Annotated in this window: 8 protein-coding genes; 3 read left to right on the top strand and 5 right to left on the bottom strand. The window is 74.8% G+C overall.

Annotated features, from left to right (window positions below):
- Nucleotide 1: 1 nt before the first annotated feature.
- From ABD371_RS34630 to ABD371_RS34615, 4 genes are all read right to left on the bottom strand, one after another.
- Entirely contained in the window at nucleotides 2-4,777 is a 4,776-nt protein-coding gene (locus ABD371_RS34630; protein ID WP_344486354.1) for a hypothetical protein, read from the bottom strand.
- A gap of 56 nt (nucleotides 4,778-4,833) precedes the next feature.
- Nucleotides 4,834-5,742 carry a hypothetical protein gene (locus ABD371_RS34625; protein ID WP_344486351.1) on the bottom strand — a complete coding sequence of 303 codons (909 nt, stop codon included), beginning with the start codon at nucleotides 5,740-5,742 and terminating at the stop codon, nucleotides 4,834-4,836.
- 109 nt (nucleotides 5,743-5,851) lie between these two features.
- A complete protein-coding gene (locus ABD371_RS34620) occupies nucleotides 5,852-7,378 on the bottom strand; it encodes a hypothetical protein (RefSeq protein ID WP_344486348.1) in 1,527 nt (508 codons plus the stop codon).
- Nucleotides 7,379-7,478: 100 nt separating this feature from the next.
- A complete protein-coding gene (locus ABD371_RS34615) occupies nucleotides 7,479-8,228 on the bottom strand; it encodes a GntR family transcriptional regulator (RefSeq protein WP_381735529.1) in 750 nt (249 codons plus the stop codon).
- Between the two features lie 172 nt (nucleotides 8,229-8,400).
- On the opposite strand from ABD371_RS34615, the gene ABD371_RS34610 reads away from it, so the two are divergent.
- The 3 genes from ABD371_RS34610 to ABD371_RS34600 are packed head-to-tail and all read left to right on the top strand — an operon-like array spanning nucleotide 8,401 to nucleotide 10,675.
- Complete coding sequence (locus ABD371_RS34610) at nucleotides 8,401-9,165, top strand: LamB/YcsF family protein (protein ID WP_344486345.1); 765 nt, start codon at nucleotides 8,401-8,403, stop codon at nucleotides 9,163-9,165.
- Nucleotides 9,162-9,812: a 5-oxoprolinase subunit PxpB gene (gene pxpB, locus ABD371_RS34605; RefSeq protein ID WP_344486342.1), complete on the top strand. Its 651-nt coding sequence runs from the start codon at nucleotides 9,162-9,164 to the stop codon at nucleotides 9,810-9,812. The genes ABD371_RS34610 and pxpB overlap by 4 nt, the downstream gene beginning before the upstream one ends.
- Nucleotides 9,809-10,675, top strand: coding sequence for a 5-oxoprolinase subunit C family protein (locus tag ABD371_RS34600; protein ID WP_344486339.1), 867 nt, complete (start codon nucleotides 9,809-9,811; stop codon nucleotides 10,673-10,675). The genes pxpB and ABD371_RS34600 overlap by 4 nt, the downstream gene beginning before the upstream one ends.
- On the opposite strand, the gene ABD371_RS34595 is transcribed toward ABD371_RS34600, so the two are convergent.
- Nucleotides 10,582-14,292 (bottom strand): hydantoinase B/oxoprolinase family protein, encoded by a 3,711-nt coding sequence (locus ABD371_RS34595; RefSeq protein ID WP_344486336.1) that lies wholly within the window; start codon nucleotides 14,290-14,292, stop codon nucleotides 10,582-10,584. The genes ABD371_RS34600 and ABD371_RS34595 overlap by 94 nt on opposite strands.
- Nucleotides 14,293-14,351: the final 59 nt, after the last annotated feature.

Here is a 14,351-nt window from a genome sequence, read left to right as displayed (position 1 = left end):
GCTACTCGGTGGCGGGTGCCGCCGGGGCGGCGGCCGGGGCGGGGCGGCGGCCCGTCCGGTCGGGTCCGGCGGCCGGCTGGGAGCGCTTGAACATCCGGGTGGCCGTGATCTCGCCGTGCACGGTCTCGCCCGACGGGTCCTGCTGGGGCAGACCGGGGCGCAGATGCTCCTCGACGCTGATGTACTTCAGGCCCGCCCGCAGGTCCGCGTCGTTGCGGAGCCGGATGACCAGCGGGAATTCGGCGAGCGCGGTGGTGTCGAAGAGTCCGGTCGTGTAGAGCAGCTGTACGCCCAGGGCGTCGGAGACGGCCCGCTGGAGCTCCAGCAGATAGGTGGCGTTGGCCCGGCCGATCGGATTGTCGAGGAAGAGCGTCCCGGCGTGACGGTGGCGGTCCCGGCCCCGGTCGTTGCTGCGGAGGGCGGCCATGGTGCAGTACAGCGCGATGGCCGCGGTGAGCAGCTGTCCGCCGGAGAACACGTCTCCCATCTGGCCGACGGGGACGCGCTCGGCGCGCAGCACGGCGTCCGGCTTGAGGATCTCCACGGCGATGCCCCTGGGCTGGAGCGCCGCCTGGACCCCGCGCAGCAGCAGTGACATGCCGTCCCTGCGTCCCTCGCCGTAGACGGCGGACGCGTTCTTGCGGACGGCGGCGCGGGTGGCCTCGTCGACGACCTCGCCGAGGCGCTCGGCCAGGGTCGCCTGGTCGGGCTCCTCGAAGCGGATGCGGAGGAACTCCTGCCCGGACCACTCCCCCAGTCCTTCGGGGAGCCGGGAGAGCCGCTGGGCGGAGCGGAGGGTGGCGAGGGCCGACTCCACGAGGCCGCGCAGCCGGTCGACGATGGTGTCGCGGTTGCGCTCCAGCTGTTCCAGTTCGTCGGTGAGCACGCGCAGCCGGGGCAGGAAGGCCTCCGCCCACTTGGCGGCGTGCTCCGGCAGGGCGGCGGCGGGGAGTTCGCGGATCTGCTGGCGGGCGGGGGTGCGCACCTGCTCGTAGCGGGTGGAGTTGGCGTGGCGTACGAGGATGTCGCTCGCCTCACGGACGGCGGCTTCGGCGGCCGACAGGTCGGCGGCGCAGCCGCGCAGGGAGCGCCGGGCCTCGGCGGCGGATTCGCGGGCCTCGGCGGGGCCGCCGGGGTAGGGGTCCGGTTCCCGCTCGGCCGCTTCGTCGTCGTCCCGCTGTTCCCTCAGCAGGTCGCGGAGGAGGGCCGCGGTCTCCTCGAAGCCGCCTGCGGCGTCCTCGGCGGCCCGGTGGGCCTGGAGGAGGGCGGTGTGCGCGTCGCGGGCGGTCTCCAGCGCGTCGGTGCGGGAGGCGAGTTCGGCGGTGGCGACGCGCAGCAGGGTCTGGGCCTGCTCGGCGTCGGAGGGCACGGCTTCGGCGGGGAGTTCGGTGTGGGCTCCGCCGTCGGCGGGGGCCAGGCGCTCGGCCTCGCCGCGGAGCCTGCCGAGTTTCTCGCTGGCCTCGGAGGCGCGGGTCTCCAGCATCTGCACCAGGGATTCGGCGCGGGCGGCGGCGGCCTGGCGGGAGGGGCCGTCCGCGCCGTCCGTGCTCTCCAGGAGGAGGGCGGCGCGGGTGCGGACCTTGTTGGTGAGGCGGTCGAGCTCGGCGAGGGCGGCGCTCTCGTCGCTCTCGGCGCGGGCCTGTTCGGCCCGGAGGTCGGCGCCGACGCCGACCTTCTCGTAGAGCTGGGAGGCGGCGCGGTAGGCCTCGCGCAGGGCGGGCAGGGAGACACGCGGTGCGGCGGGGTCGGCCTCGGGCAGGGTCTCCGGCGCGCCGGCGATCTCGGCGCGCTCGGCGCGCAGGGCGCGGGCGGTCCGGCGGGCGTCGTCGCCGGCGCGCTGGGCGGCCCTGCGGTCCTCGTCGGCGGCTTTCGCGCGCTCCAGGCAGACGGTGGCGCGGGCTTCGGACTCGGCTGCCTCGTCGGCGAGTTCGCGCCGTTTCACCTGCCATCCGGCGCGTTCGCGGAGCCGGAAGGCGAGGCCGGCGAGGGCGTCGGCGGCGCGGCGGGCGCGCTGGGCGGTCTCCTGGCGGTCGTCGCGGACGCGGGCGGCGTCGGCGGCGGTCTCATCCGCCTCGGCGCGGGCGGTGCGGGCCTCGGCGAGCCGGGCCTGTGCCTCTTCCTCGGTCTCGCGGGCCGCCGCCGCGCCCTGGGCCAGTTCGGCGAGCATTCCGGGCGGGCAGTCCGCGCGCCAGGAGCCGATCCGGGCGGCGAGCGCGCGGTCGGCGGCGAGGCGGGCGGCCAGGTCGCGGATCTCCTCGTCGCGTGCGGTGGCCCGGGCGCGGAGGGTCTGCCTCTCCTCGTCGGCGGCGTGCTCGTCGTGCATGGCGGGGTTCGGCGGTACGAGGAAGACCTCGGGGTCGGCCTGGCCGCCGCCGGCCGGGGGCACCGGCGCGAGCAGGGCGGCCGCGGTGCCGACGGCGACGGTGGAGCGGGGCAGCAGGGCGGCTCCGGCGAGGACTTCGCGGGCGCGCGGGTGCGAGGCGGGGTCGGTGATGACGACTCCGTCGACCAGCTCGGGGCGGGCGGCGAGCACGGCCGCGTGGTCGGCGGGGTCGACGGCCTGGGCGAGATAGCGCCAGCCGGGGAGTGCGGGGATGCCGTGCTCGCCCAGGTATTCGACGGTGGCGAGGACGTCGGGGCCGGGCGGGAGGAGTCCTCCGTCGCCGAGCGCGCCGAGGATGCGGGAGTCGTCGGCGGCGGCGGTGCGCAGGTCGAAGAGCTGGCGTTCGGCGGAGGCCACGTACTGGTCGAGGAGTTCTCGCAGGTCGTCGGCGTAGCGGTCCAGCTCTTCGGCGGTGAGGGGGGTGCCGTCGGGGCGGGGCGGGGCGGCCGGGGTGTCGTGGGGCTGGGGGGCGGTGTCCGGGGTGCCGTCGGCCGGTCGCGGGGCCGGGCCGCCGCGCCGGGGTGCGGGCACGGGTGCGGCGGTGGCCGGGGCGGGCAGGCTGAGCAGTTCGGCCAGGCGCTGGTGTTCGGCGATGGAGGCGGCGGCTCGGCGTTCCGCTTCGTAGGCGTGGTCGGCGGTGCGGGCGGCGTCCGAGGCGCGGGCGGCGGCCAGTTCCGCGCGGGTCTCCTCGGCGGCGGCCTCCTTGGCGCGGTCCGCGGTGGCACGGCCGCTCTCGCGGGCGGTGTCCCAGGCCGCGACGGCGGTCTTCTCGGCGTCGCTGGCGGCGAGCGCGGCGCGCGCGGGGTCGGCGTCGGGGGCGGTGTCGTCGAGCCAGCCGGCGCGGACGGCTTCGGCGGTCTCCTGTTCGACCTCGGTGAGCCGCTGGCGGAGGTGGCCGATCTCGCTGCGGGCGCGCTGTGCCTCGGTGGCGGCGGCGGTCGCGTCGCGGTGGGCGGTCTCGGCGGCCTCCTGGAGGGTGGCGGAGCGCTCCTCCTCCTCATTGGCGAGCCGTTCGCCGTCCTCGGCCGCCGAGTGCAGGGCCCGGACGAGGTCGGCGGCGGCCGTGGCGCGGGCCGCGAGGGCGGGGGCGGCGTCCCGCTCCGCCTCGCGGATCGCCACGGCGACCCTGGCCGAGCGGTCGGCGGCGGCGCGGTGCCGGAGCACGGCTTCGGCCGCCTGCCACGCGGAGTGCAGGGTGCGGGCGTCGGTCAGCTCGCGGCGCTGGGCCGCGGCTCCCTTCTCGGCGGCGGCGAGGGCGAGCGAGGCGTGCCGGTAGGCCAGTTCGGCGGCGATCAGCGAGCTGTCGCCCCGGGCCTGTTCGGCCTCGGTGACCGTGTGGGCGGCGCCGGTGACGCGCTGGGCGAGATCGGCGGTTCGGGAGCGCTCCACGGCGGCACGGTCGGCGAGCCTGCGGGAGAGGGTGCGGGTGCGCCGCTCGGCGCCGGTGTGGATCTCGCGGGCGCGTGCCCTGGCGTCGGCGGCTTCGACGATCCGGCCGAGGAGGTCGGCCGAGCCCGCCGTGAAGTCGCGCTCGGCGGTGAGTTCGGCGCGGCGGCCGAGTTTGTCGCCGAAGCCGCTGACGAGGTCGGCGAGGCCGTCGGTGTCGCGGGTGTCGGTGACCGCGCGCAGCAGGAGGTCGGTGAAGTCGGAGTCCTTCTTCACCGCGAAGAGGCCGGCGGCCTCGCCCTCGTCGGCGTTCATCTCGCGCTGGTAACGGAAGAGTTCGGGGTCGAGGCCCAGATCGCCGAGGTGTTCGTTCCAGCGGTCGTGGATCTCCTCCCAGGAGACCTCGAGGTGGGGGTAGGCCTTGCCGGCCTCGGTGATCGCGTCACGGAAGCCCTTCATGGTGCGGCGGCGGCCCTGCGCGCCGGAGGCCCCCTCGACCGGGGGGCGTACGACGGTGGACTCGGCCACCGGCAGCGAGTCCAGGCTCAGTCCGGGGCCGGGGCGGAAGGAGTACCACGCCTCGGCGAACTTCCTGGGGTCGTTGGAGACCTGGCGGCCGCGCCATTCGCTGACCTTGCCGACGACGACCAGTTCGCCGGTGAGGGTGTGCTGCCACTCCAGGGCGACGTGGCCGCAGTCGTCGGCGAGGAGGAATTTGCGCAGCACGCCGGAGCTGGCGCCGCCCAGGGTGTTGCGGTGGCCGGGCAGCATCACGGAGAAGATCAGCTTGAGCAGTACGGACTTGCCGCCTCCGTTCTCCAGGAAGAGGACGCCGGCGGGGGCCGGCCGGCGGGGCGGGCCGACCGGCTCCTCCTCGAAGAACTCCGCCTGGGCGGGGGCGGGGTGGGGCACCGGTTCGCCGACTCCGCGCAGGTCCAGCACGGTGTCGGCGTAGCGCGCACCGGCGGGCCCGATGGAGTAGAGGCGAACGCGGGACAGCTCGTACATGGCGGCGGACTCTCGTGGTTGGCGGCGCGGGTGGGGATGCGGGGTGCGGGTGCGGGTCAGGCGTGGAAGGGCAGTCCGGCGTCGGCCGCCAGTTCCAGGTCGTCGCCGTCGGGCGGGGGCAGCAGGGTGGCGGTGCCGTCGCTGACGGGTACGACGCCGAGGTCGAGGAGTTCGGCCATGGCGGCGTTGCCCGCCATGTCGCGGACCTGGAGCTGGTAGCGGGCGGTGGTGCGGTAGGCGCCTCCCGCGTCGTCTCCGGTCCGCTGGAGGAAGCCGGAGTCGGTGAGGAAGGCGACGGCCTTGGCGACGATGCCGGTGGTGGATCCGGCGAGCCGGCGGGCGTCCTTGGTCGCGCCGGTGGAGCTGCGCCGGGCGTAGATCCGCCAGGCGGCCTCCAGGCCGGGGGCGTCGGTGGCGGGGTCGGTGTTCTCGCCCTGTGCCTCGGCCCGCTCTTCGAGTCGGTGGCAGGCCTGGCGGACGAAGGCGTCGACCCCGTTGACGGTGATGCGGCCGATGTAGCCGTCGTCGGCGAGGTCCTCGGGGCGGGGGAAGGACATGGCGGCGACGGCGAGATGGGCCAGGCCGTGGAGGAAGCGGTCCGCCGAGTCGGTGGCCGCCCGGCGGGCGTAGTCGCCCATGCGGACGGCGAAGACGGAGTCCTCGCCCGCCGCGAGGGCCATGCCCGCGCGGGGTGACACTTCGAGGACGATGAGGCCGAGCCCGGTGGCGACGGCGTCGGCGAGGCGGGCGAAGGCGGGGTCCTCGCGGTAGCGGCGCAGCAGGTCGGCGTATTCGGCGTCGCGGGCGGGGAGGAGTTTGGGCTGGAGTCCGAAAGAGACGAGGCGGGCCGCGTCGGCCGCGTCGGGGGGTGTGAGGCGGGCGGCGGTGCCGGGGTCGGCGTCCGCGGGCGTCTCGGTGGTGGCCGGGTCACGCCAGGGGTCGCGCTCGGCGTGGTGGTCGGTCACTGGGGTGGCTCCTCGTCGTGGAGTGGCGGGCGGGGGTGGTTCGCGGGATTCACGGGATTCACGGGGTTCATGGCGTGTCCCGGCGGGGCGGCCGGGGCGGCGGGGCGCGTCATGCGGCCTCCGTGCGGTCCGCCGCCATGCCGGCCGCGTCGAGCAGGGCCGTGCCGACGATGAGGTCCGCGCCGCCGAACTCCCAGTCGTCCAGCTCCGTGCCGTCGTCGACCGCGAAGAGGAGGCGCTCCTCGCCCTGGCGGTAGGCGGTGCCGACCGGTGGGCTCGCGGCGTGGACGGCGAGCAGCGCCACCAGGTAGGGAAGCTCGGGGTCCTGTCGGCGGGCATCGGCCAGCAGACCGGAGAGGCGGCGGGGCGCGTCGTGTTCCAGGTCGAGCAGGCGCAGGGCGGCCGCGAGCTGTTCCTCGCTGAACCGGCTGTCGTCGGGGGTGGCGATCAGATCGGGTTCGGGCATCTCGGCGCCGAGGTGCTCCCGCTCCACCGGCGGGGTCAGCAGCATGTCCACCAGGTCCCCCATCCGTACGGACGAGGGGGTGCGCGGCCCGGTGCCCCGGGCGAAGAAGGCGTCCGTGACCCGGATCGCCGCGTCCAGGGGGAGGGGCAGTACGGGGGCCACCAGCTGCCCGTACAGATCGAGGCCGGAGCGGGTGGCCGGGCGGGCGAAGGCCTGGCGGTCCTGCTCGGCGCGGAAGAGGGGGCCGGCCTCCAGCAGGCGGGACTGGAGCTGGGTGTGGCGGCGGATGCAGTCCTTGACGATGTCGACCAGCTCGGCGGCGCGGCGCTTGTGCTCCGGCTCCTCCGCCTCGTCGCGCGCCCGGCGGATGTTGGTGAGGATCGCGTTCTCGTGGCGGTAGCGGTCGGCGACATGGTCGAGCGCCTCGGCGATCATGTCGGGTACGGCGTTGAGCCAGTCGACGGCGCGGACATTGCGCCGGGTGGCCTCCAGGGTCCTGCGGAGAGTCTCGGCGTACTGCACCGTGCGGTAGCGGGCCTGCTCGGCGGCGAGCTGGGCGTCCGCGAGGCGGCCTCGGCTGATGAGGACCTCGAGCTTGACCTCGGCCGCGATCTGCGAGCTGGTGACATCGGTGTCGAGCGCGCCCACCAGAACGTTGACCGCTTCGTCGGTGGTGCGCAGGCAGACGCTGCCGCCGTAACCCGGGACCTCTTCGATGAGTTTGAAGTCGTAGTCGCGGCGGGTGTAGACGCCGTCGGGGCCGAAGGTGCCGTAGACCGCGCGAAAGCCCCGGTCCACGCTGCCGACGTTGATCAGATTCTCCAGCACCCAGCGGGCCACCCGCTCGTGCTCGGCGGCGGGGCGGCGAGGGGCCTGGGCGGCGATTCTGGGGAGCAGCCTGGCGACGATCTGATCGTGGTCGGCACCGGTGTCGAAGTCCATGTTGAGCGTCACGAGGTCGATGGCGGCGAGGGCCACCTCCGCCATCGCGTAGACCGTGTACTCGCCCGCCAGGTTGACCTTGCGGGCGTCCAGATCGTGCAGCGGCGCGGTGCAGGCGAGCGCGCGCAGCCGCCGCGCGAGCCCTTCGTCGGCGGCCGGGCCCTGGGCGGGCCGGGGCCCCGCGCTGAGCTGGGGCGGAACGAGTTCCGTCGAGGCAGGCGAAGTCACGCTGCACAGATTAGGTCCTCGCACTGACAACGGTCGAAACGGCGCAGAAGCTCTCCGGCCGCGCCGTGCCCCGGACCTCTCGCCCGGGGCGGCCCCGGTGCTACTCCGGATCCGCCGCGAGGCGCGCGCAGGCCTCGACCACTCTCGCCCGGGAGTCGTCCAGATAGCGGGCGAGCAGTTCCTCGGCCCCGGTGCGGTCGCCCGCGCGCAGCGCTTCCAGGATGGTCCGGTTGCGGACCAGGAAAGGCTGGTGCAGCCCGCGCGGGTCGGCCACCGCGTGGAAGGCGAGGCGGAGTTCCGCGAGCACCCCGCGCATCAGCTCGTCGGTGCGCGCGCTGCCGGCGAGGGCGACCAGTTCGCGGTGGAAGCGGATGTCGGCGGTGGAGACGCCCCTCCAGTCCTCCTCCCGGGCCGAGCGCTCGCCGTGGTCGACGGCCGCGTCGAGCCGGTCGAGGGGGTACGGGGGGTCCCCGAGGTCGTGGACGACGGCGCGCTCGACGAGCTGGCGGGTGCGGTAGATGTCGATGACGTCCTGGACCGCGAGCCTGCGGACGAACACTCCCCGGTTGAGCCGGTGGACGAGGAGCCGTTCGTGGGTCAGCAGCCGGAACGACTCGCGCAGGGTGTTGCGCGAGACTCCGAGCGCCCTGCCGATGGCGTCCTCGGAGAGCCGCTCCCCCGGCGCGAAGTACCCCTCCGCGATCCGGGTGCGCAGGATGTCCGCGACGCGTTCCGCCGTGCTGGTGCGGCCGAGCAGGACACGGTCCTCCTCCAGGCCGCCGGGCGCCCCGGGTCCTTCGGGTCCGTCGAGTCCTTCGGCGTGGCCGGTATCCGGCTGGGTCGTCCCCACGACACCCCTCTCTCCTTCGCCGCCGGGTTCAAACCGGCGCACGGGTGTCCATCGTAGAAGGAGGTACGAGCCCACACGCCCCTTGTCGGATCGTTCAACAATCCCCTACGTTTGCCTCATCGCATGAATCCGCGGCACGGGTGGCACGGCACGGAGCACGGAGGAGGAGTACATGACCTGGGCGTCCATCGATCTCAACGCCGATCTCGGCGAGGGCTTCGGCCGCTGGCGGCTCACCGACGACGAGGAGTTGCTGTCGGTCGTCACCAGCGCCAATGTCGCCTGCGGATTCCACGCGGGGGACGCGGCCACCATGCGGCGGGTCTGCGACCTGGCGGCCGAGCGGTCGGTGCGCATAGGCGCGCAGGTCTCGTACCGCGATCTCGCGGGTTTCGGGCGTCGTTCCATGGATGTTCCGGCGGCCGAGCTGACGGCCGAGATCGCCTATCAGATCGGGGCGCTGGAGGTGTTCGCCCGCGCGGCGGGCGCCCGGGTCTCGTACGTGAAACCGCACGGCGCGCTCTACAACCGGGTCGTCCACGACGAGGAGCAGGCGGCCGCCGTGGTCGACGGGGTGCTGTTGGCCGGGGGGCGGCTGCCGCTGCTGGGGCTGCCGGGCTCCGTTCTGCACACCGTGGCGGGGAGGGCGGGAGTGCCCGTCGTGACCGAGGCGTTCGCCGACCGGGCGTACACCGCCGACGGCGGGCTGGCCCCGCGCGGCGAGGCCGGCGCGGTGCTGACCGATCCCGCCGTCGTGGTCGAACGGTCGGTCGGCATGGCCCGGTTCGGGACGGTCACCGCGCGCTGCGGCGAGACCGTGGCGGTGCGCGCCCGCTCGCTCTGTCTGCACGGCGACACCCCGGGGGCCGTCTCGCTCGCCCGCCGGGTGCGCGGCGAACTGGAGACCGCCGGAGTCAGGGTGGAGGCGTTCGCATGAGCCGGCCCGGCGGCCCTTCGGGCATCAGGGTGCTGCCGGTCGGGGACCGGGCGCTGCTGATCGAGCTGGCGGACGGGGAGGCGGCCGAGGCGCTCCATGCCGAGCTGCTGCGCCGGCGCGCGGCGGGCACCCTGCCCGCCGTACGGGAGATCGTGCCCGCCGCGCGGACCGTCCTCCTCGACGGGATCGACCGGCCGGCCGGGTTCGCGGCGGAGCTGGCGGGGTGGGAGGCCCCTCCCCCGCCGGCCCGCGCGGCGGAGGCGGTGGAGATCCCGGTCCGCTACGACGGGCCGGATCTGGCCGAGATGGCGGCGGTGTGGAAGGTGACGGAGGAGGAGGTCGTGGCGATCCATTCGGCGACCGAGTTCCGGGTGGCGTTCTGCGGGTTCGCGCCGGGCTTCGGCTATCTCACCGGGCTGCCGCAGCGGTACGCGGTGCCCCGCCGGGCCACTCCGCGCACCTCGGTCCCCGCCGGATCGCTCGGACTGGCCGGCCCCTACTCGGGCGTGTATCCGCGATCGTCCCCCGGCGGCTGGCAGTTGATCGGCAGCACGGATCTGGAGCTGTGGGACCCGTCCCGTGAGCCGGCCGCGCTGCTGAGTCCGGGGGCGCGGGTGCGGTTCGTCGCGGAGACGGGGCGGCGATGACGGACCGGGCGGTCGTGGTGGTGAGGGCGGGCGCGCTGACCACCGTGCAGGATCTGGGGCGGCCGGGGCACGCGCATCTCGGTGTGCCCCGTTCGGGGGCACTCGATCCGCGTGCCGCCGGGCTCGTCAACCGGCTGGTGGGCAATCCGGAGGGGGCCGCGGTGCTGGAGACGACGCTCACGGGCTGTGCGGTACGGCCCCGGTGCGCGGTGACCGTGGCGGTGGGCGGGGCTCCGTCCCCGGTGTCCGTCGACGGGCGGCCGGCGGCCTGGGGGACGCCGGTGCGCGTGCCGGGCGGGGCGCTGCTGGAGGTGGGGAGGGCGGTCGCCGGGGTGCGCGGCTACATCGCCCTCGCGGGCGGGATCGCCGTCGATCCGGTGCTCGGGAGCCGCTCCACCGATCTGCTCTCCGGCCTGGGTCCGCCGCCGCCGGCCGACGGAGCGGTGCTGCCGCTGGGTGCTCCGACGGGCCCGCCGGCCCGGCTGGACGGCGGTGTGCCCTGGCCCGCGCCCCCCGCGGAGCTGGTGCTGGGCATACGGTTCGGGCCGCGCGCCGACTGGTTCACGGACGGGGCGCTGCGGACGCTCACCGCCGCCCGGTACCGGGTGTCGGCCGCGAGCAATCGCATCGGTCTGCGCACCGAGGGCCCGGTGCTGACCCGGGCGCGCGGTGCGGAGCTGCCGAGCGAGGGCGTGGTGCTGGGGGCGGTGCAGGTGCCGCCGGACGGCCGCCCGGTGGTCTTTCTCGCCGATCATCCGACGACGGGCGGCTATCCGGTGGTGGCGGTGGTGGACGAAGGGGACCTGGGGGCGGCGGCCCAGGCGATACCCGGGACGCCGGTGCGGTTCGTTCCACTGGGCTGACCGTCCAGGGGCGGGGTTCCGAAGCCGCCGCCGCCCGGGGTCGCCATCACCAGGACGTCGCCGGGGCCGACGTCGGCCGAGTCGACTCCGGCCAGGGGGGTGAGTGTGCCGTCGGCGCGCTCGACGGAGTTCTCCCCCAGCGCGCCGGGGCCGCCGCCCGCCATGCCGTAGGGCGGGACGCGGCGGTGGCCGGTCAGCAGGGCGACGGTCATGGGCTCCAGGAAGCGGATGCGCCGTACCGCTCCACGGCCGCCGCGCCAGCGGCCGGTGCCACCGCTGCCGCGGCGGATCGAGAAGGCGTCGACCCGTACCGGGTAGCGCCATTCCAGGATTTCCGGATCGGTCAGACGAGAGTTGGTCATATGGGTCTGTACAGCGTCCGCGCCGGGGAAGCCCTCCCCCGCGCCGGAGCCGGAGGCGACCGTCTCGTAGTACTGCACCAGATCGTTGCCGAAGGTCAGATTGTTCATGGTGCCCGATCCCTCCGCCTGTACGCCGAGGGCCGCGTAGAGCGCCCCGGTGACGGCCTGGGAGGTCTCGACATTGCCCGCGACGGTGGCGGCGGGGAAGACCGGGGCGAGCATGGAGCCCTCCGGCACTCTCACCTCCAGGGGTTCCAGACAGCCGCTGTTGAGCGGGATGTCCTCGCCGACCAGGGTGCGGAAGACATAGAGCACCGCCGCCATCACCACGGAGGTGGGCGCGTTGGCGTTGCCGGGCCGCTGGGGCGAGGTGCCGGTGAAGTCGATGACGGCGGCGCGCCGGGCGCGGTCGATCCGCAGGGCGACCTGGATGACCGAGCCGTCGTCCGTCTCGTAACGGCACTCGCCGTCGTCGAGCCGGGCGACGATCCGCCGGACGGACTCCTCGGCGTTCTCCCGGACGTGGCGCATATAAGCGTGGACGACGTCGAGGCCGAACTGGTCCGTCATACGGTGCAGCTCGGCGATGCCCTTCTCGTTGGCGGCGATCTGCGCGCGCAGGTCGGCGATGTTGACGTCCGGGGCGCGGGACGGGTGGCGCGCCCCGGTCAGCAGCTCCCGGGTCTCCTGTTCGCGCAGTCGGCCGTCCCGCACGAGCAGCCAGTCGTCGAAGAGGACGCCCTCCTCCTCGATGGTCCGGCTGAAGGCGGGCATGGAGCCGGGGGTGATCCCGCCGATCTCGGCGTGGTGGCCGCGCGAGGCCACCAGAAAGCGCAGCTCGCTCCCGTCGGGGCCGAAGACCGGGGTCACCACGGTGACATCGGGCAGATGGGTGCCGCCGTGGTAGGGGTCGTTGATCGCGTAGACGTCCCCCGGCCGCATCCCGGCCCTGCCGCGGCGTCGCAGGACCTCTTTGATCGACTCGCCCATGGAGCCGAGGTGGACGGGGATGTGGGGCGCGTTGGCGATGAGGTTGCCGTCGGGGTCGAAGAGGGCGCAGGAGAAGTCGAGCCGCTCCTTGATGTTGACGGAGTGCGCGGTGTTCTCCAGCCGTACGCCCATCTGCTCGGCGATGGCCATGAAGAGGTTGTTGAACACCTCCAGGAGGACCGGGTCGGCCTCGGTGCCGGGCGCGGCCCGGCCGGGGCGGGGGCGGACCCGGGTGAGCAGCAGATGGCCGTGTTCATGGACGCGGGCGCGCCAGCCGGGGTCGACGACGGTGGTGGCGTCGGGCTCCGCGATGATCGCGGGCCCGTCGACCGGGGTGTCGGGGCCGAGCTCCGCCCGCCGGTGCAGGGGGACTTCTTTCGGCGCGCCGTCCACGAACACGGTGACCCGGGCGGGCCGGGGCGGCGGGGAACCGGGGCCGGCCGGCCCGGCCTCGGCGGGGATCGGCGCTCCGTGGGCGCCGGCCGTGCCCACGGCCTCGACCGAGACGGCCTCGACCACGAGCGGCTTCTCCGTCGTGAACGCGTAGCGCGCGCGGTGGGCCGAGGTGAAGGCCTCCGTCATCGCGGCGACGGTGTCCAGTGGCACCGGCAGGCTCGCGTCGGTGCCCGCGTAGCGGAGGAGGACTTCGGCGCGGGTGGTGATCGCGTCGTCGGGTACGGCGTCGGAGCGCAGTTCGGCGCGGGTGCGGGCGGCGAGTTCGGCGCAGAGGTCCCGCACCCGGGTGAGGGTGTCCTCGTGGAGTTCGGCTTCCACGGACCGCTCGCGCATGGCGGTGACGTCGGCGAGGCCGATGCCGTAGGCGGAGAGCACTCCGGCGAGCGGGGGCACCAGGACGGTGGTGACGCCGAGGGCGTCGGCGACGGCGCAGGCGTGCTGTCCGCCCGCGCCGCCGAAGGAGTTGAGGGCGTAGCGGGTGATGTCGTGGCCGCGCTGCACGGAGATCTTCTTGACCGCGTTGGCCATGTTGAGCACGGCGATCTCCAGAAAGCCGGCGGCGGCTTCCTCGGGGGTGGGCTCGGAGCCGGTCTCCTGGCCGACCCGCCGGGCGAGGGCGGCGAAGCGTTCGCGTACGACGTCGGCGTCGAGCGGCTGGTCGCCGTCGGGGCCGAAGACGGCCGGGAAGTGGCCGGGCTGGACCCGGCCGAGCATCACATTGGCGTCGGTGACGGTGAGGGGGCCACCGCGCCGGTAGCAGGCGGGGCCGGGGTCGGCTCCCGCCGAATCGGGGCCGACGCGGTAGCGGCGGCCGTCGAAGTGGAGGACGGAGCCGCCGCCCGCGGCGACGGTGTGGATGCTCATCATGGGGGCGCGCATCCGTACGCCCGCGACCTGGGTGCCCAGTTCCCGTTCGAACGCGCCGGCGTAGTGCGAGACATCGGTGGAGGTGCCACCCATGTCGAAGCCGATGACCCGGTCGAGTCCGGCCTGTGCCGCGGTGCGCGCCATGCCGACGACACCGCCGGCGGGGCCGGAGAGCACGGCGTCCTTGCCCCGGAAGTGGGCGGCCTCGCGCAGTCCGCCGTTGGACTGCATGAACATCAGGCGGATGCCGTCGAGTTCGGCGGCGACTTCGCTCACATAGCGGCGCAGGATCGGGGAGAGGTAGGCGTCCACGACGGTGGTGTCGCCGCGCGGGATCAGTTTGATCAGTGGGCTGACCTCGTGGGAGCAGCTGATCTGGGGGAATCCGAGATCGCGGGCGGCCTTGGCGACCGCCTGTTCGTGGGCGGGGTGGCGGTAGCCGTGCATCAGGACGACGGCGGCGGCGCGGAAGCCGTCGGCGTGGGCCCGGGAGAGCTGTTCGGTGACGGCCGGCAGGTCGAGCGGGCGGATGACGGCGCCCCGCGCGTCGAGGCGTTCGGGAACCTCGACGACGCGTTCGTACACGGCTTCGGGGAGGACGATATGGCGGTCGAAGATCCGGGGGCGGTTCTGGTAGGCGATGCGGAGGGCGTCTCCGAAGCCCTCGGTGATGACGAGCACGGTCGGTTCGCCGCGCCGTTCCAGCAGGGCGTTGGTGGCGACGGTGGTGCCCATGCGCACCTCGGCGACCCGGTCGGCGGGGACGGGCTCGTCGGGGCCGAGGCCGAGCAGCAGCCGGATTCCGGCGACGGCGGCGTCGCGGTGGCGCTCGGGGTCGTGGGAGAGGAGTTTGCGGGTGACGAGCCGGCCGTCGGGACGCCTTCCCACGATGTCGGTGAAGGTGCCGCCTCGGTCGATCCAGAAATCCCAGCGCCCGGCCATGTCCCCATTCTGGCGACCGGGCGGCCGTCCGCCACCGCGGCGGGCAGCCCGGCGGCGGA

The organism is Streptomyces amakusaensis (genome assembly GCF_039532665.1).
GTDB classification, from domain to species: Bacteria; Actinomycetota; Actinomycetes; order Streptomycetales; family Streptomycetaceae; genus Streptomyces; species Streptomyces amakusaensis.
Note: the sequence above shows the minus strand (reverse complement) of the source record. Positions and strands in the feature narration are given on the sequence as shown.

Coding starts and splice junctions, on each gene's coding strand:
- ABD371_RS34630 (WP_344486354.1), bottom strand. CDS start 4,777: ATGTACGAGCTGTCCCGCGTTCGCCTCTACTCCATCGGGCCCGCCGGT.
- ABD371_RS34610 (WP_344486345.1), top strand. CDS start 8,401: ATGACCTGGGCGTCCATCGATCTCAACGCCGATCTCGGCGAGGGCTTC.
- pxpB (WP_344486342.1), top strand. CDS start 9,162: ATGAGCCGGCCCGGCGGCCCTTCGGGCATCAGGGTGCTGCCGGTCGGG.
- ABD371_RS34600 (WP_344486339.1), top strand. CDS start 9,809: ATGACGGACCGGGCGGTCGTGGTGGTGAGGGCGGGCGCGCTGACCACC.
- ABD371_RS34595 (WP_344486336.1), bottom strand. CDS start 14,292: ATGGCCGGGCGCTGGGATTTCTGGATCGACCGAGGCGGCACCTTCACC.